The organism is Bacillus cereus group sp. MYBK79-1 (genome assembly GCF_051915365.1).
In the GTDB taxonomy this organism is placed as follows: Bacteria; Bacillota; Bacilli; order Bacillales; family Bacillaceae_G; genus Bacillus_A.
Map to the genome: position 1 here is coordinate 36,077 of NZ_JBQAEO010000018.1, position 18,081 is coordinate 54,157.

The following is an 18,081-nucleotide window of genomic DNA, read 5'->3' on the forward strand; positions in this document are numbered from 1 at the left end:
CTTATAATGTGAATTGGGCAGGCATCTAAGAGAAAGCAGAACATGTCAGTTTATATATTCTAATATAAGGAGGAAAAAGTGTATGAAAAAGGCAGTTACTTCTTTAGCCGTTATCGCCGTGTTATTACCAACGTTTTCTATGAATGCAGAAGGGAAAGAACAAGTCCAAAAATCAGCTACAACATTTAATGTTATTAGTGACATTCAAGGGGATTTAGGGGATTTTGATCACGTCTTAAAAGATATGAACAAAGTGACACCGCTATCTAGAGCGCTTATTATGAATGGAGATATAACGCCAGATGGACAACAGTCACAATATGATGATGTGAAGCGTGTATTAAACAAAAATAAGCATCCGGAAAATGTATGGTCGGCTATTGGGAATCATGAGTTTTACGCTGGAAAATGGACAGCTGATGGAAAGTTATCTCAAAGTACATGGCCAAATGGTGTAACAGAAGAAACATTATTTAATCGATATTTGAAATTTAGCGGACAAGAAAAGGTGTACCATAAAAAAGAGTTAGATGGTTATCCGCTTTTATTTTTAGGGACAGAAAAATATATGAGATACCATGATTCAAAAATGTCAGATCAAGTGTACTTAAGTGAGGAACAATTAGGTTGGTTGAAACAAAACTTAGAAGAGTACAGTCAAAAAGATAAAAATAAGCCAATTTTTATTTTCTCTCATCACGTTTTACCTGATTCTGTATCTGGATCAAGACAAGCACCGTATTTAAATGACTATTTAGACGTGGATAAATTGTACGATATATTAAAAGATTACCCGCAAGTTGTCTTTTTCACGAGCCATTCGCATTGGGATTTAAACTTACCGGACTGGGCTGGTAAAAAGAAAATTGCAGGCGGAGATGAAAAAGGATTTACAGTTGTAAATACGGGCGGTATTGAAACAGGCTGGAGATCAGCTGGTCCTAATGGCGGCGAGATCCATGCTCCAGATGGTTCTTCGTTTAAACAAGGATTGCAAATAAACGCGCACGGTAACGATGTAATTGTAACAGCTTACGATTATAAACGTGATAAGGATATAAAGAAGTTATTAATTAGTGATGCGAAAGTCGCACAAATCGCACCAGATGTAACAGCTGATGATAGTAAAAATGTAATTGTTGGTGCAACAGAGTATATGGAGTACAACATAGAAGGAACGAATGAGTGGTACACATACAGTAAAGGGAACCCTCCAAAATTTGCTGGGAACAAAACTGTATACGTACGCCATAAAGGCGAAATGAATTTAGAACCAGGATTAACGCAGCTTCTTCGATTTTCGGCAAATAAGTGATTGGAGAGGGCCCACTTTTCAATGAGTGGGTCTTTTTATGTTGTCGGTTTTGGTCGGTAAGTCGATATATTTGAAAAATCGCTGATATATTTTAAGTATCGGTCGATATAATTTGAAAATCATCGATATAAATTTCATGTACCGAAATTAAAATCATTAATGTAATTTCATGTACCGTATTAAATTTAAAATCCTTAATACAATTTCATCCACCAAAACCGAATTCCAATACATTTTTACCTCAGAAAGGTGACTTCATCATTTTTACATGTAATAATAGTATCGTTACATACATTGTGAAAGAAGTACAAAGGAGCGTTATGAATGAATTTAGCTAAATTCCCGAGAAAAAAATATACAGAGTCATATACACCAATTGAAAAATTAAACAATTTTTCTGAGGCACTTGGTGGGCCGACTATTTACTTTAAACGAGATGATTTACTTGGTTTAACAGCTGGCGGTAATAAAACGAGAAAGTTAGAGTTTCTAGTTGCAGATGCACAGGCAAAAGGTGCAGATACGTTAATTACAGCTGGTGGTATTCAGTCCAATCATTGCCGCCTAACACTTGCAGCTGCGGTAAAAGAAAAAATGAAATGTATTCTTGTATTAGAAGAAGGGCTTGAGCCAGAAGAGAAGCCAGACTTTAACGGAAACTATTTCTTATATCATTTACTAGGTGCTGAAAATGTAATTGTTGTACCAAACGGAGCAGATCTTATGGAAGAGATGCATAAAGTAGCGAAAGAAGTAAGTGAGAAAGGTAGTACACCATATGTAATACCAGTTGGAGGGTCAAATCCTACTGGCGCAATGGGATACGTTGCTTGTGCGCAAGAAATTATGGCGCAATCATTTGATCAAGGAATTGATTTCAGTTCAGTCGTTTGCGTAAGTGGTAGCGCTGGTATGCACGCTGGTTTAATTACTGGTTTTGCTGGAACGCAAAGTAACATCCCTGTAATCGGAATCAACGTAAGTAGAGGAAAAGCAGAACAAGAAGAGAAAGTAGCAAAACTTGTAGAGGAAACTTCAGCTCACGTTGGTATTCCAAACTGTATCCCGCGCGAAGTTGTTACATGCTTTGATGAATATGTAGGACCAGGTTACGCGTTGCCAACGCCAGAAATGGTGGAAGCAGTTCAATTACTTGCGAAAACAGAAGGAATTTTACTGGATCCAGTGTATACAGGTAAAGCGGTAGCGGGACTAATCGACTTAATTAAAAAAGGTACATTTAATAAAGAAGACAATATTTTATTCGTACATTCAGGTGGTTCACCAGCTTTATATGCGAATACATCTTTATTTGCGTAAGTGTGAAAAAGCATTGGGTATCCAATGCTTTTTGCTATATACTGGAATTATTAGGGGTTGAGAGGAGGCTGTATATGAGTTCAAATGTAAAATGGATTATATACACGGTACTCGGCATTTCTATTCTATTAATTTCATTTGTGGCTTATGGAGTTTATTTATCTTTCACTTAAGTGAAATGGTAACCAAACCAAAGGAAAAATAAAATAATCGCTGTGTTAAATAGAGTAAAACATAACCCGATAATGGCTAAAATTTTTTTCTCAGTTCGGCTACAAAAAGAGATGACCGCTAATAGGATTGCTATAACAGCCGAAGCTAATATGAAGTAGGCGAAAGGCACGACATATTCTACTCCAACTCGGTCTAAAATAGGTGTGAAGAGAGAGAGATTAATAGTAACGAATATACTTACAATGAGAAATGCATAACTTTTCCAAGTGTATGTTTGTAACTGCATAGAACGACACACCTTTCTCTTTATTATTTATCCCGCTTTAATGGGCAGTAAGATCCCCACCTCAAAATTCAGCGAAAGCAAAGAAGTTAGGTGGGGGATCAAATGCCCATTAAAGTCCGATTGGTTCAACTAATAATCAGTGGAGGATGGAGAAAACCCCCACTGATTAAAGTTTCACTTTATATTTTTAAGTTTAAATTAATTACCTTTATTTTACAATTGAAGATATTTTGTATTGAAAAGAGGGTATTCATATGAGAGTTAGAAATTTGTCTCTAGTTTTTATTGGCATCTGTATACTCATAATAACCGGCTGTTCAAATGTAGTAGGAAATGAAGGGCAAAGAATCGAAGTGCAAAAAAATATTGGTGATAATGAATATAAAGATTTTAAGGTAGTGACAGATAATAATGAAGTGATGCAAGTAAAGAAAATATTAAATGATACTTCTTTTGAGAATAAAAAAGTGGAAATGTCTCGTCCACCGGATTATCACTTTATTTTTCAATTTAAAAATCCGAAAATAGAGGCGAAAGCAGTGTTGTATCAAATTTGGGTAAGCCCTAATAAGGATAAAGTGGAAATCATCTCGGGAGATAATCGGTACGCTCAATTAGAAGAAAAAAATGCGGCCACTTTGTTTCAGATTGTTACAGGGGAGAAGTTAGCTGAATAAATATATATAAGGTTATAAGAATTCAACTCGTATTTTTCATTTTGAGAGATAATTAGTTTTCTACAAAAATAGCTATCTTTTTATATTGGAATAAACATTGAAAATCGGATAAAATGGAAATTGGACATTGACTCGATGAGCATGAGGTTCTACACGTATAAGCGGATTAATGCACCTTAAGGTATTCAGTAATCTACCAATGGATAATAAAACTAGGAAATATATTGTTTTTATAAAGATTCGATGTTATGTTTAGTTTTCTTAATATAATATTTCCCTTATATAGGAGTGGCTATTTGAAGAAATTAATAGTATTAGTTTTATTAGCTACATGCTGTCTCGCTATTGCAGGATGTTCTAATAATAGGGTTACAACAAAGGATGAGTCTAAAAATTCAACACCTGTAAAGATTAAACGTATCAATAAAGCGTGGTACAAACATATATAATAGTTTAAAGAATCTTGAAATTGTTGATGATAAAGCTTATAAGGTGAAATTAGTTAGGCCGATAGTAAATGTTGTGAAACCTAGCGAAAAGCAGGAGCATGGTTTGCATTTAATTTTATAAAATATGCGGCATTAAAATATTCACAAAAAAGAGTCTACACGTAGGCCATTTTTTGTGGATATTTTTCATAAATAATAGACATCCTATGGTGCCTTCCTCTAATTTGAACCATTCGAAAATTATTTTATCAAGTTAAGTAGTATTGTTCTTCAAAACTCGGCGAATGCGAGGGGCACTTAATAGCTCGATTGTTATGGTTCTTTTTCGCTTTATTTACCATCTTTATATATCTTTCTATTAAAAAATCTACTTTAAACAATTAAATGAAATTAAATCTGGTTAAAAACAATGAAATTTTAGGGAAAATAAGGTAAACTATTCTATGGTTTTGGTTTAAAATCAATTGACGTTTATGTATACGGGGGAAAGATTGATGAATAACAATATAGTAAATGAATCTGTTGAAGAAGTTGAGAAAAAACGGGTAAGATCAAGAAAACGTTTTACAAATTGGAAGCTAATCGCAGCGGGTGGAGGTGTAGTTGCACTTCTTATTGGGGGAATGAGTTATTATCAGGCAACTCATTTCAATTCAAATGTTACGATTAACGATACAAAAGTCGGTGGTTTGAGCGCTGATCAGGCAATACAGAAATTAAAAACATCTGGGCTAGCAAACAAAGTCTATATTGATCAACAACAAATTTTAGATGAACAAGATACAAAAACGGAACTAACGGAAAAAGATATGCCACAAGTTAAGAAATTATTAAAAAGCCAGTGGACATTTTTCCCTTCCGCAAAGGAAAAAGATTATTCATTGCTACCGAAAGAAGCGGATCAGTATCGTAGTGAAACGATGAAAAAACTGGTAGAAGAAAAGCTTGTTTTTATGAATGAAAAATTAAAAGCGCCTCAAGATGCTATGGCGAAGCTCGAACAAGGAAAAGTTGTTATTTCGAAGAGCGTTGATGGAAAACAGTATGACGTTACGAATCTACTAAAAGATTACGACAAGCAGAAGCATAAAAGCGAAATTCATTTAAAGTCTGCATACATACAACCTATTAAAGAAGACGATCCAATCATCAAAAAAGAAGAGAAAGCATTACAGAATCTTCTTCAGCAGTCTGTTGAGTATAAAGTGCAGGACGAAGTGTATTCATTAAAAGCAAAAGACTTAATTCAAAATGCCTCTATGTCAAAGGATATGAAAGTGACAATCGATGCGAGCGACATTAAGAATAAGATTACTGAAATTAATAAGGCAAAATCTACATTACATAAAGACTTCGCTTTTAAAACACATTCTGGTTCGGTCATATCAGTAAAAGGACAAGGTTACGGCTGGGCACTAGATGTGGAAAAAGAAACAAAACAAGTTCAACAAGCCTTTGAGAAAGGCGAAAAATCGCTTTCTGCTTCTAATATTCACGGAAATGGTTGGAAGAAAGAAGGGATCGGCTACGAAACAACAGCGAATAATGGCATCGGAGGCACGTATGCAGAAGTTTCAATTGCAGATCAACAAATTTGGATTTATAAAGATGGAAAACTAGTTCTCACAACAAATGTAGTTACGGGTAAACATAGCACAAGTGAAGATACATCACCAGGTGTGTGGTACGTGCTATATAAACGAACACCATACACGCTGAGAGGAAGCGCAGTAGGGAAAGCTGATTATGCAGTGAAAGTAGACTACTGGGTTCCATTCACAAATAGCGGTCAAGGGTTCCATGATGCCGGCTGGCGAAAAGACTGGTCAAATAATGCTTATGTAACAGGGGGATCAGGCGGGTGTGTGAACCTTCTGCCTAACGTTGCAAAAACTGTGTATGAGAGTTTGAACACGTATGATCCAGTTATTGTGTATTAGAAAATAGTTATGTATTAAAAACTTATACGAATAAACAAAGCAGGAAATTTTACCTGATGGTCCATGAAAAAACACCTCTTGAATTCGCATACTAAGTGCGCACATTCAATGGAGGTGTTTTTTGTTTGAAGCTGATAAGGAAGAAAACAGAAATAGATCGAGATGAAATAAAACGGATAGTCAAATCGTCACATTATGGAGACAATTAGAATTAAAAAAGTCCACAAAATTGACAATGAATATCATTTTCACTTAATATAGAATCGTCGCATTTAATTAGACATGTATTTTTTGTTAATATAATAGATTTCTATTAAGGTGCTCCATTTATGAATTTAAACGTAGGGAAGGGTAATAGAAAATGAACTGGAAAAAAGGCGGATTATGGGTTATTATTTTTTTCGTTGTAAAAGGCACGATTTCTACACTTTTAATCGTTACAGGTGCTAAATATTTTGATTTGTCATTTATGCAACTTATCGTATTAATCCTGACTTTATTAGTGATTTCTCTAATAAGTCGAAAATTACTTTATAGACATAAACAAAACAAAAAGCAAAAAGAGCTAAATATATAATGAAGCCCCAGAAACCTTTGGATTTCTGGGGTTTTATTTCGGTATTTTTCCCGTATGCATATCAACTTAACAGAACAAAATGCAACGATTACTTTTATATAAAGATGGAAGAATCTTTACTGTGGAGCTACAAACATTCATAAATTATGCTCGTTTTTCAATTGGTAGTTTAAAGGTAAAAGTACTGCCTTCTCCTAATTCACTTTCAACCGTAATTTCTCCTCCGTGTAGTTCGACAATCCATTTTACCATCGACAATCCTAAACCTGTGTTTCCGATGTTTGAAGATGTTCGTGCTGCGTCAACTCGATAGAAGCGGTCCCATATTTTCGTAATATGTTGCTCGCTGATGCCTATGCCATTATCGGAGACTTTACCTATTATGTTGGTTTCATCACGGAACAGTTGCATATGCACAGTGCCGTTCGCTTTGCTATAAGCAATCGCATTCGTTAGTAAATTCATTAATAAACGCATCATCAATGTTTGATCTGCTTTCATAAACAGGTCTTTCTCTATATGAGTTATGATATCAATCGAAGCTTCTTGAACCATTAATGAAAGCTCTTCTACAACGATTTCCGTTAACTCACTCATATTGATACATTCAAATTGGAAAGTATTATGGTTTCCTTGGTCAGCTCTTGCTAATAATAAGAGTTGTGAGAGTAGCGCGGACATTTTACGTGATTGCTTTAAAATTACTTCTAACGATTCTTCCATTTCTTTCGGATTATTCCTCTGTGATAAAGCGTATTCGCATTGCGAAATAATAACAGATGTTGGTGTTCTTAATTCATGAGATGCGTCAGATGTAAATTGTTTTTCACTTTCAAATGATGTCTCTAATCGCTCAAACATTTTGTCAAAGGTTTGTGCTAAATGATACATTTCGTCTTTCGGTGAACCTTGTAAATGAATTCTCTTCGAAAGGTCTTTACCATCACCAATTTTACTAGCTGAATCACTCATTTGTTGCACAGGTCGAAACGCTCTTTGCGTAATAAAATATCCTCCCACTGCGGCAATGAGAATAAGTAATGGGAATGAGATGAGTGTTATCACGATAAGTGTATTCATCGTTGATGATAATTGGTTCATAGTCATTATTCCACGAACCCAGACTTGCTCATCGCCGCCTGCATTATGGAGAAAATCATATACAATCCATTCTTTATTACCTTCTTTAATGGTTTGTATTTCATCGGATTTAAGCGATAGCTTTTTATTAAAGCTTGTTGGACTATTTCCTGCCAGCAGCTCACCTTGTTTATTAAAAATGATGATATTTACTCCATCTTCAAAGGTTTCAAAATCATCGTCCATTTTTAATTGTCCATGCTTATATTCGATATCTTCAATGCTTTCTTTTACTGTGCTCTTCAATTGATCTTTCATATTAAAAAGCAAAACTTTATCTGAAGAAGTTAAAATAAAAGCTAACACGAGTGCCATAATAATTACAATTAGCCCCGTATACCACAGGGTTACTCTCATTTTTATTGATAGTCTTTTCATGATTCTACTCGCAATACGTAACCAGTTCCTCGTACTGTATGAATTAACTTCGTTTCAAACTGGCTATCGATTTTTTTGCGAAGATAGCGGACGTAAACATCAATAATATTCGAGCCGCCTTCATAGTCGTAATTCCACACATGTTGCTCTATTTTATCTCGTGTCAACACAACTTCTTTATTACGAATCATATATTCTAAAATAGCAAATTCTTTACTGGAAAGAGTGATAACCTGGTCTCCTCTTGTAACTTTATGCATATTGCAATCTACTACTAGGTCAGCGATTTCAAACACATTAGATGTGTTTCCTGTATTTCTTCGCATTAACACTCGAATTCTTGCTAACAGTTCGTCAAAAGCAAACGGCTTTACTAAATAATCGTCCGCACCTAAGTCGAGTCCTGTTACGCGATCATCAATTGTATCTTTAGCTGTAAGAAGCAAGACAGGAGTTGTATGATTGTCCGCACGTAATCTTTGTAATACTTGCAAACCATTTATTCCGGGAATCATAATGTCAAGCAGAATCAAATCGTAGGTAGCCATGTTTATATAATCCAAGGCATCTTCTCCATTCCCACATGCATCGACACTATAATGTTCTGCATTTAAACGTTTTACTAATATATTTTGTAAGTCTTGTTCATCTTCGACAATAAGAACTCGCATTAACATTCTCCTTTTCTTCTTATTAATATGTATCAGTATAATTACAAAACATTAAAGAAAGATTAGAAACGATTTAATTATATCATTTTATCCTACATTAACGGGCAGTAAGACTCCTCCCTCAAAATTCGGCGAATGCGAGAGAGTTAGTTAGGGGGGAGTCGGGCTGCCCGTAAGAGCCCTATTGGTGAAGGCTAATAATCAGTGAGGGATGGATAAAACCCTCACTGATTAAAGTTTCACTTTATTTTTTGTACATTAATCTTCCTTTAATGTTTGTTCAGTAATATAAAGGCAAGGATAAGGTGCGCATGTAAAGGGAGGAAAACAGAATGAGACAGTGGATGTTGATTGGAGCAATGTCTTGTTTATTGTTAACAGCTTGCTCTACTCAAGCTGATAACAATACAGAAGTACAACAACTGAAAGTGGAAAATGATACACTGCAAAAAGAAAGTTCTCAACTACAACAAGAACCACACAAAACAGGGCCTGCTACGAATGATACGAAGCAAATACAAGATTTCAAAAACGAAGTCACATCTATCGTTGAAAAGGCAAATAACACGAAACCAGTTGGAGTAAAAGAAGTAAACTTAAATACGTACTTAGCAACAAAAAAAGAAATTGATCAATTAGATGACAAGATAGATCTATCTGATAATCAGCTTGAAGCAGATTATCGAGCTGGAACGATAACTATTGAACAATATAAAGCGCAAGAAAAAGAACACGATATATTGGAAGATCAATTAGAGCAAGCAGAAAATGCGCTTGAAGCAAGATTTGGAATAGATGATTAATCATTAAGGAGTGGATGAAAATGTTAAAACATAAAAAGAAAATAATGATAAGTGTAATTGCTATTTTAGTAAGTGGTATTGCTATTGTTGGTGGATATTATGGTTTGGGTTACAATTATGCAAAAAAGAATGAAAACTACACAGAGAAACAAGTTCGTGAAATTTCTTTAGCACATACAAATGGAGAAATTATTAATGTGAAAAAAGAATTCGAATTAGAAGATGAAAACTTAACACAATCTACATTTGAATATGAAGTGGAAATTAAGACACCTGATAATTTGTTAAATATTTTAAATGTTAGTGCTAGAACAGGTACAATAGAAATCAATAATGAGGATTAAAAAAATATCGCATATTTGAAAAAACTCCTAACAAAATTTGTTAGGAGTTTTTTCATGTTTATACTCTACTATTTTAAAAGGAGGACCGCTACATCACCATCAAACTAACAAAACAAAATACCACCTAATATGAAAAAATACGCTATTCTTTCTGAATAATCATAGGAAAAGTATCGGTCCAATCCAAGTGTATATTTGTGATGAGTTGAATTCAAACGTTTTATTATCTAGAAGAAATAAAATGAAAAAGGGTGGTTATTCAAATTAATAATCGCTTTTCTTAATGAATTACAATTCGGAGAGTTCTTTCTGGACTTTTAGACGATAGTCTTTATTACCAAGTAATTTTGATTCGAACGAATTCATATTATTTCGAATGAGCATTCCCTGCCACAAGTTTAGTTTGTCTGTTAAGATAACCATTTCAATCTTATCGCTATTATGATTTTCTGAGTATAATGCGTCGTTTGCTATAAATGCAGTTGATCCACCTTTTGCACCAAGATGAACAAAACGCTTATGGTTGCCTTCGTTCAGTTGCATTGGCCACTCAAGTAAATCCCTTGCTGTTTCAGCAGCTTTCACTGGAAGTTGATCATTTGATATAACTGCTAATAACTTCCCATAATCATTGGCTGATGCACCAATTAAACGATCAGACCATACTCTTTGTAAATCTAAGGATAAATCAAATGAATAGTCTTCACTTTTGATCGTTCCTTTTTTCATTTGTTCACTTAAATCTTCCGCTAATTTCCGGTATTTCTCAATCGGCATCGCTTCAAGCTCTTTTACTAATTGTTTGTTCTCCATTGCTTCACTTTTCAAGTGCTCTGAAATTAAGAGGGCACTGACAATCGGATAGACTTCCTCATGTTGCGTAAGTCCAAGGGATTTTGCTCGCTCATTGATAGCTGCTGCGCCAAGCACATCAATAAGATAATCTGTATTGGCATTAGAGCTATAGATTATCATTCCTTTTGCAACGTCATGTAGGCTTACTGCATTATTTTTAATCTTTTTTTCACTATCAATCGATTTCAGCCACTCTTCATGTGCATTGCCATCCGTTCCTTTTAAATAATAACGGGTTAACTCATCAAGTGACACAGTGCTATCTTTATCTAACAAGCCTGCATCAACCTGCATCGCATATTCTACAGCTATTAGCATCTTCACTGTGCTTGCTAATGGTCGAACGACATCTGATTGATAAGTAATTAATTCAACACCATTTTCCGCCAAGTAAAAAGATGTTGTTTGCGGGTTGTCTTTCAAATGATTCAGAACGTAATCAGGATCATCTCGGAATACAGAGTAGGCTGCAATTCCTAACATAAGAATAATCGAACCATAAATCAGTAATCTCTTCTTTGTATATGTTTTTTTATCGAATACAATCATTGCAACAAAACCGACCACAACTGCAAGTAAATAATTTACATTGAAAAATAAAACCGCAATGATAATTGTTAGCACAATTACTAATGTCACAATAACTTTTCTAATTTCCTCCTTTGTCCTGTTCTCTTTTTTTAGTAAAGGCAAAGGTGCGGTAATTAAAATTCCTAATATCCCAATCCAAGCCCAAATATTCATACTGCCAACCCCTTTCTTACGATATATAGAAGTAACTTAATATTTTCTTCTTAGTACCGTTATGATGGTTGTATGAAGGATCATTAAACCTGAGATTAAAAACCAAATAACTAATTTGTATGTAGCATAATCCAGGTGACTAATGAATTGGTCATACAATTCGATCAAAAACCATCCCAAAGGCATTAAAGGAAATACAATACCATAGGATTTATTTGAAATGCTCTTCCCGCGCTCATCCTTATTCTCTTCGCCCATTTCGAATTTCAGTGAAATAAAGACTGCAATAAAGAAAATAATTACATAACTAATACGAAGGATAGCTAGAAAAATTTCCATATTTATTTCTCCTCCTCTATTTCATATTGAAAAACTTCATGTAAATCCACATTGAACATGAGTGCTATGTCATAAGCTAATTTTAAAGATGGATTATATCTGTTTTTTTCAAGTGAAATAATTGTTTGGCGACTTACACCGAGCTTATCAGCAATCTCTCTTTGTGATAATCCCCGTTCAGCTCTTAATACAACAATCCTATTACGAATCTTTCTTTCGTTACTTAACGGCATCTCAGCTCACCTCTTATATTAAGAAAGGTAATATATTTTTGACCTAAAGTAAAGTTTTTTTTACATATAGGATAAAATATATTACTTTTATTAGCCTGGGTATTAAAAGTATGTATAGAATCTATAAAAGAACTAAACTAGGATGAAATTTTAGTATTAAAAAGTAAAGGATATAAAAAGCTGCTTTTTCCTATGTGGACATTTAGAAATGAAAAATCAATGGAAGCGAAAAAAAATGATCCGTTCTATGTTAAAATTCACTTAGTGTATATTTTCGTTAAAATGTGGGTGGGACCCCTTTTAGCAAAACCGGAGTGGAAATGATGAGTATAAACAGTTTTGTGGGATTGATAAAGGACGAATTATTAAAAGAGGTAAGCATTAGAAGTGAGGATGAATTCGAACCTGTAGTAGTTAAAGATATTCCTAGACTTTGGAAGTGTTTAGGGATAGGTAATTATGCCGCAGTATTCATGCATAAAGAATACAAAGGTTGGGTAGTGAAAGTTTACGCACGAGAAGGAGAAGGAATTGAAAAAGAGTCGGAAGTATACCGAAGAATCGGAGACCATCCTTCTTATTCGAAGCTCATATATAAAGGAGAAAATTTCATAGTATTGAAACGTTTAAAAGAAATTACTTTATACGATGCTATTCATAAGGGGATTAAAATTCCTAAGCAGGTAATCCTTGATATCAATGAAGCTTTAGAGTATGCAAGGGAACAAGGATTAACTCCTTGTGACGTTCACGGGAAAAATGTGATGATGGAGAACGGAAGAGGATATGTAGTCGATGTATCTGATTTCTTAAAAACAAAAGAAGATAGTAAGTGGAGAGACCTAGAGAAGGCATATTTTATATTTTATTTGCCTTTCATTTATAAATTTCCTTTTCCTATTAAAATACCGTATTTTATGTTAAATATTGTTAGACATTCGTATAGAAAATATAAGAAGTTTAAAAAGAATTTCAATTTGTAAAAGGGCCACATGCTTATCTTTAGGTTAGACAAGTGAACGACTAGTAAACAAAAGGACCGTACATTTTAGATATGTCTAATATGTACGGTCCTAATTTAATTACTTCTTGAAGTAATCAGTAAGCTTTACATTTTCTTTTTCACGCAATTACTTATTTTCTTCCTCAAACCCTTTATTCTTTTTCTTGTTTATTTCGCAAGAATTGATGCGTTCTTTAAGCTCTGTTTGGTTATACAGTGTGGTTTTATTACCCCTGCTTCTATTTGCCACACTCTTGAATTTAATTATATTTTTCTACGTACTAAATAGAAAGATAAGGACCCCATAATAACAGGTGCAACGAAATCAAAGAAATGGGATAAATTAAAAGGAAAAAGGAAAAGAAATGGTATAAGTGTATAGATAACTGCTTGTCCTATAAATATAGGAATTCCAAATTGGAATTCTCTACATCGCTGGATTTTCCTGTATAGCACTTCTCCAATTAGACAAGCTACAAGAGCCGGTATACTACCATAAGTGACGATCGATTTAAAAAATTCTAATACAACGTTCGGGTGAATAAAGCTAGGGTGAGAAATATATGAAATCAAGAACCATCCAAAAATAAAAGCAAACAGACTTGCAGCATAACTAATTACAAATTTTATCAACGTTAATCATCCTCACAGTTTTCTAATAGTAATTCCATTGTATGACATAACGCATTATTAACAGTAGTCAATGATGCATATAATTTTCGTTTTTGTGGGATTTGCTTTTCTTAGCTTGATAGTGATCGGCTGAGTCATAAATTGTTCCACAACTCTTAAGTTATTATAATATGAAAAAATTAAATTCACATTCTGCAATTCATTCAAATTGGCCAATCTTCGCATCTTATGAATTCCATGAAGACACTGAACATTAGCGAAAAATAACTATCCCATGCAAGAAAGTTAGGCTAGTTAATCGCATATGTTTTATGGAAGGGATGTGATTGACTATGGAACGGCCGAATTGGGGGATTGGAGGATTAGTATTTGTTGGCTGCATGTTTCTTGGTGGAGGAGTGGGATCTATATTAGGTGATACCCATGCTGGATGGCTAATAGGAATGGGCGCTGGATTTATTGGAATGGCTTTAACGAGACTGATTAGAAGGTAATGTAACGGGACTCTTTTTATGGTGAATAATGTAGTGAATTAATGGCATAAGAGCTCTATGGATTATAGTTAGTATCTTATCTTTAGTATTTGTAGTTTCTGAATTTTTCCGTACATAGATATGATTCTCAAGTCGGAGGATGGCGCCTTAGGGTGTCTTTTTTAAGTTCTCTAAAAATGTCTTCACATATGAATCTGGGTTAATAGATTTCATTAGATTGCTATTATTTTTTTGTAATAGAATAGATTCATTACCGTTTCAGGCCTAAGTATTCATTCATAACCTAACAGTAAAAGGGGGGATGATTAAAGGTATGGCGTGTAATGATGAATTAATTTGTCAACAGTTTGCAAGAATTATCGGTGGCCAAGAAGGATTTACCGGTGGAAAATGTGTGGCAACAATAAATCGGGATGAAATACAAGCAACTATTTTAGGAAAACGTTTTAGAGTAACAACTTCCTTCTCATTCGAATCACGAGATAATAAAACTGGACGAGCATTATGTCTAGGCCGGGTAGCGCTATTGCAAAAAGAAGTCAATGGATTTGTTGCTACAATTATTAAACAAGGAATAATCGTTTCGTCTATACACAATGAGTGGTTATGTGATGATCCAAATTTAATTTACGTTAATATCGAGGACGTTGATGATCCGCTAAGTTTCGCAAGGAAAGTTAGACGTGCGTTATGCAATTAACCAATTTATTTAGTTAAATGAGTGAGTATGTTGGTTAGAATATTTCAGATTGTTGAATGGTTTTATAAAGTGAAAGAAGACGTTCCATATTTGGAATGTCTTTTCTTGATGTTTTTATAATTTGAAAAACGAGGAAACGAACTTGAAGGGAGTATGTTTGAGAAGATTAAAAGGAAATGTTTTTTTTATTCTGGGATATGGACCTATCCTCCCGTTCTAATTAACTAAAAGAAGAATTTCCCCATACCGATTAGACTACTAAGCATACCGATTCCATTCATGGTGCCTTTTCCTGCTGTCAGTAAGTTTCCAAGCATTCCTGGCTGACCGTTATTCCCCCATCCCATAGGACTTCCTTGTCCGCCCCATCCTGGAGGATTTCCAAAAACACCCCAGTTATTATTGGTATGAAAATTAAAAGGCTTGGCTGGCGGCGATAGTAAAGCGGCAAGATGGCCTTGTGCGAACATCCCTGTATGATTGAATGGTTGAGCCCAGGGTAAGGGAGGTTTTTGAAAATTAAAACCTGCATGGCCTTGTAAGGGAGTCCAATTAGTGGGATGTCCTTGGGGCATCGTCCCTGCATAATGGATTGGCTGACCTAAAGACAAGGGAGGGGGCTCGGGATTGAAACCTGTATAATTGGTTGACGAATCCCAACCAAATGGATAGACTCGACAACTCCAATTCTCAGGAATCTTCAAATCATTCATTCCCTCAGCTTTAGCTATTTGGGGCTGTAAATATAATGATGGCATTGCAATTTGGTTAGTATATTGCTCACCGTTGCCCTCTGAATTCAAATACCAATTTTGGTACATAAGCTTATTCCCCTCATTTTAAAAATGTAATGTTAGACTTAACCTATGTAATCCTCCCTTTTATGGATGGTTACATAACTAGATTTACAAGCCTGTATTTAAAGGAATGGGTGTGTGGGCTTGTTGATTTATCTCGCAATTTGTGGGCAGTAAAGTCAGATACCTCAACCTCAAAATTCAGCCTAATTTAATTTCGGTTAACAAACGCGCTTATAAAGGTTTAATCAACAAAAAATTTTAAAAATGTTATGTTGAGCAAGTAGAATTGCTAAAAAGAGAATATCCATTCGTAGAGTTTGGCAAAATACTGCAAGGACAATGTATCCTTATGCAGATATGCAAACGATTTAAACTGATCAATGGAATTTATAATGAAGGGGCAAATGAATATATGAGTGAAACCTTACATAAAAGACAACCCCCATATTTAATGCTTGTAATCCTTTTTATTGGGGCATTTGTTTCATTTCTAAATAACTCGCTTTTAAATGTAGCTTTGCCATCAATAATGAAGGATTTAGACATTAAAGATTATTCAACGATTCAGTGGCTTTCTACAGGGTATATGCTTGTAAGTGGCGTATTAATTCCAGCGTCAGCATTTTTAATAACCCGCTTCTCCAATAGGAGCTTATTTATTACATCTATGTTGATTTTTATTCTTGGTACGGCCTTAGCGGCTTTAGCACCGAACTTTAGTTTATTACTTACTGGTCGGATGGTTCAAGCAGCAGGTTCTTCAGTCATGGGGCCTTTGTTAATGAATATTATGCTAGTAAGCTTTCCGAGAGAAAAAAGGGGAACAGCGATGGGGATTTTTGGATTAGTTATGATTACAGCTCCAGCAATTGGACCGACACTATCAGGTTATATTGTAGAGTATTATGACTGGCGTTTGCTTTTTGAAATGATTTTACCGTTAGCAATCATTAGCTTATTGTTAGGGATTTGGAAATCGGAGAATGTCATGAGGCAAAATAAAAATGCAAAACTTGATTATCTCTCATTACTATTATCTTCTGTCGGTTTTGGCGGTTTGTTATATGGATTCAGCTCTGCAAGTTCCGATGGGTGGACGAATAAAATTGTTTTAACAACTTTATTCATAGGCGCTATTGCCCTAATTGCTTTCATTATCCGTCAATTAAAAATGAATGAACCGTTATTGGATTTACGTGTTTACAAGTACCCAATGTTTGCACTTGCGTCTGTAATTGCGATTGTCAACGCAGTGGCGATGTTTTCGGGTATGATTTTAACACCAGCTTATGTACAAAACGTACGTGGTATTTCGCCGCTGAGCTCAGGACTAATGATGCTTCCAGGTGCGGTAATAATGGGGGTTATGTCACCAATTACAGGTAAACTATTTGATAAATACGGCCCTCGGATTCTTGGTATAGTAGGACTTTCCATTACAGCTGTTTCAACTTATATGCTAGCAAACCTGCAAATCGACTCTAGTCACACACATATTATTCTTATTTACACACTGCGGATGTTTGGGATGGCAATGGTGATGATGCCACTTATGACAAATGGTCTTAATCAATTGCCAACGCGCTTAAATCCGCACGGTACAGCTGTTAATAATACAGCTCAACAAGTATCTGGTTCGATTGGTACTGCTATTCTTGTTACGATTATGAATTCTGTAACAAAAACAAAAGCTGAAAGTCTAATGGCTGATGTAGATCCAACAACCTTCACAGAGGCTACAAAGGCAATGTTAACTCAGAAGGCTTTATTATCCGGAATTCAATATTCATTCTATGTAGCGCTTGGCATGAATGTTGTTGCACTACTATTAGTTTTTTTCGTTAAACGTGTAGATACAAGCGCGGAAGCTGTCGAGAGGTTAAATCGGTAGAGTAAAATAAAACTTTAGATCATGATTCCTATAAGTTTTTACTGTTTAGTTAGACTATGAAGAAATGCAAATTTCTGCTGCTAAGGCGCTGGTATTTAAATCTGGAAAAGAACCAGTGAAATAATTATATATAGTAAAAAGGATCTGATATTCATATCAGATCCTTTTTCATTAGTAACACAGTATACTTGCTTATCGTATTTGTTTGAATTGACATTAGAAACTACTGGTTTTCCCAATACTACAATCTTTAGCTCTCAATTTCGGATTAACGTTATAATAATACGCTTCATTTTAATTTAGTATTTTCTCTGC

19 protein-coding genes are annotated in these 18,081 nt (G+C 34.8%); 11 read left to right on the top strand and 8 right to left on the bottom strand.

Going from position 1 to position 18,081, the window contains the following annotated elements; translation table 11 throughout:
- Positions 1-82: 82 nt before the first annotated feature.
- Both ACTFOB_RS22185 and ACTFOB_RS22190 read left to right on the top strand, forming a co-directional pair.
- Positions 83-1,315, top strand: coding sequence for a DUF4073 domain-containing protein (locus tag ACTFOB_RS22185; protein ID WP_440029388.1), 1,233 nt, complete (start codon positions 83-85; stop codon positions 1,313-1,315).
- A gap of 324 nt (positions 1,316-1,639) precedes the next feature.
- On the top strand, positions 1,640-2,635 hold the full coding sequence (locus ACTFOB_RS22190; protein ID WP_440029387.1) for a D-cysteine desulfhydrase: 996 nt from the start codon (positions 1,640-1,642) through the stop codon (positions 2,633-2,635).
- A 169-nt stretch (positions 2,636-2,804) separates the two neighbouring features.
- On the opposite strand, the gene ACTFOB_RS22195 is transcribed toward ACTFOB_RS22190, so the two are convergent.
- On the bottom strand, positions 2,805-3,095 hold the full coding sequence (locus ACTFOB_RS22195) for a hypothetical protein (RefSeq protein WP_440029385.1): 291 nt from the start codon (positions 3,093-3,095) through the stop codon (positions 2,805-2,807).
- Between the two features lie 254 nt (positions 3,096-3,349).
- Here ACTFOB_RS22195 and ACTFOB_RS22200 point away from each other — a divergent pair, with 254 nt between their 5' ends.
- From ACTFOB_RS22200 to ACTFOB_RS22210, 3 genes are all read left to right on the top strand, one after another.
- A complete protein-coding gene (locus tag ACTFOB_RS22200) occupies positions 3,350-3,772 on the top strand; it encodes a hypothetical protein (protein WP_440029384.1) in 423 nt (140 codons plus the stop codon).
- A gap of 943 nt (positions 3,773-4,715) precedes the next feature.
- Complete coding sequence (locus ACTFOB_RS22205) at positions 4,716-6,161, top strand: L,D-transpeptidase family protein (RefSeq protein WP_440029382.1); 1,446 nt, start codon at positions 4,716-4,718, stop codon at positions 6,159-6,161.
- A gap of 361 nt (positions 6,162-6,522) precedes the next feature.
- On the top strand, positions 6,523-6,738 hold the full coding sequence (locus ACTFOB_RS22210) for a hypothetical protein (RefSeq protein ID WP_044793101.1): 216 nt from the start codon (positions 6,523-6,525) through the stop codon (positions 6,736-6,738).
- A 144-nt stretch (positions 6,739-6,882) separates the two neighbouring features.
- On the opposite strand, the gene ACTFOB_RS22215 is transcribed toward ACTFOB_RS22210, so the two are convergent.
- Positions 6,883-8,256: an ATP-binding protein gene (locus ACTFOB_RS22215; RefSeq protein WP_440029380.1), complete on the bottom strand. Its 1,374-nt coding sequence runs from the start codon at positions 8,254-8,256 to the stop codon at positions 6,883-6,885.
- On the bottom strand, positions 8,253-8,927 hold the full coding sequence (locus ACTFOB_RS22220; RefSeq protein ID WP_440029378.1) for a response regulator transcription factor: 675 nt from the start codon (positions 8,925-8,927) through the stop codon (positions 8,253-8,255). Before ACTFOB_RS22220 ends, ACTFOB_RS22215 begins: the two co-directional genes overlap by 4 nt.
- Positions 8,928-9,259: 332 nt before the next feature.
- Here ACTFOB_RS22220 and ACTFOB_RS22225 point away from each other — a divergent pair, with 332 nt between their 5' ends.
- Together ACTFOB_RS22225 and ACTFOB_RS22230 are read left to right on the top strand one after the other, a co-directional pair.
- The gene (locus ACTFOB_RS22225) at positions 9,260-9,730 is read left to right on the top strand and encodes a hypothetical protein (protein ID WP_440029376.1); all 471 of its coding nucleotides are present in this window, start codon (positions 9,260-9,262) and stop codon (positions 9,728-9,730) included.
- Between the two features lie 20 nt (positions 9,731-9,750).
- Positions 9,751-10,074, top strand: a complete 324-nt coding sequence (locus ACTFOB_RS22230) for a PepSY domain-containing protein (protein WP_440029374.1) — start codon at positions 9,751-9,753, stop codon at positions 10,072-10,074.
- Positions 10,075-10,362: 288 nt separating this feature from the next.
- Here ACTFOB_RS22230 and ACTFOB_RS22235 read toward each other — a convergent pair whose 3' ends face one another.
- The 3 genes from ACTFOB_RS22235 to ACTFOB_RS22245 form a co-directional block, all read right to left on the bottom strand.
- Positions 10,363-11,568 (bottom strand): serine hydrolase, encoded by a 1,206-nt coding sequence (locus ACTFOB_RS22235; RefSeq protein ID WP_440029372.1) that lies wholly within the window; start codon positions 11,566-11,568, stop codon positions 10,363-10,365.
- 141 nt (positions 11,569-11,709) lie between these two features.
- Positions 11,710-12,012, bottom strand: coding sequence for a hypothetical protein (locus tag ACTFOB_RS22240; protein ID WP_061677752.1), 303 nt, complete (start codon positions 12,010-12,012; stop codon positions 11,710-11,712).
- Positions 12,013-12,014: 2 nt separating this feature from the next.
- Complete coding sequence (locus tag ACTFOB_RS22245; protein ID WP_061677751.1) at positions 12,015-12,245, bottom strand: helix-turn-helix transcriptional regulator; 231 nt, start codon at positions 12,243-12,245, stop codon at positions 12,015-12,017.
- Between the two features lie 323 nt (positions 12,246-12,568).
- Between ACTFOB_RS22245 and ACTFOB_RS22250 the strand changes: the two genes are divergently transcribed.
- Positions 12,569-13,228: a serine/threonine protein kinase gene (locus tag ACTFOB_RS22250; protein WP_440029422.1), complete on the top strand. Its 660-nt coding sequence runs from the start codon at positions 12,569-12,571 to the stop codon at positions 13,226-13,228.
- A 284-nt stretch (positions 13,229-13,512) separates the two neighbouring features.
- Here ACTFOB_RS22250 and ACTFOB_RS22255 read toward each other — a convergent pair whose 3' ends face one another.
- On the bottom strand, positions 13,513-13,881 hold the full coding sequence (locus tag ACTFOB_RS22255) for a hypothetical protein (protein WP_440029370.1): 369 nt from the start codon (positions 13,879-13,881) through the stop codon (positions 13,513-13,515).
- A 332-nt stretch (positions 13,882-14,213) separates the two neighbouring features.
- On the opposite strand from ACTFOB_RS22255, the gene ACTFOB_RS22260 reads away from it, so the two are divergent.
- Positions 14,214-14,375 (top strand): hypothetical protein, encoded by a 162-nt coding sequence (locus tag ACTFOB_RS22260; protein ID WP_440029368.1) that lies wholly within the window; start codon positions 14,214-14,216, stop codon positions 14,373-14,375.
- A gap of 313 nt (positions 14,376-14,688) precedes the next feature.
- A complete protein-coding gene (locus ACTFOB_RS22265) occupies positions 14,689-15,075 on the top strand; it encodes a DUF1259 domain-containing protein (RefSeq protein ID WP_440029420.1) in 387 nt (128 codons plus the stop codon).
- A gap of 224 nt (positions 15,076-15,299) precedes the next feature.
- On the opposite strand, the gene ACTFOB_RS22270 is transcribed toward ACTFOB_RS22265, so the two are convergent.
- Positions 15,300-15,896 (bottom strand): hypothetical protein, encoded by a 597-nt coding sequence (locus ACTFOB_RS22270; protein WP_440029366.1) that lies wholly within the window; start codon positions 15,894-15,896, stop codon positions 15,300-15,302.
- Positions 15,897-16,287: 391 nt separating this feature from the next.
- On the opposite strand from ACTFOB_RS22270, the gene ACTFOB_RS22275 reads away from it, so the two are divergent.
- A complete protein-coding gene (locus ACTFOB_RS22275) occupies positions 16,288-17,766 on the top strand; it encodes a DHA2 family efflux MFS transporter permease subunit (protein WP_440029365.1) in 1,479 nt (492 codons plus the stop codon).
- Positions 17,767-18,081 lie beyond the last annotated feature (315 nt).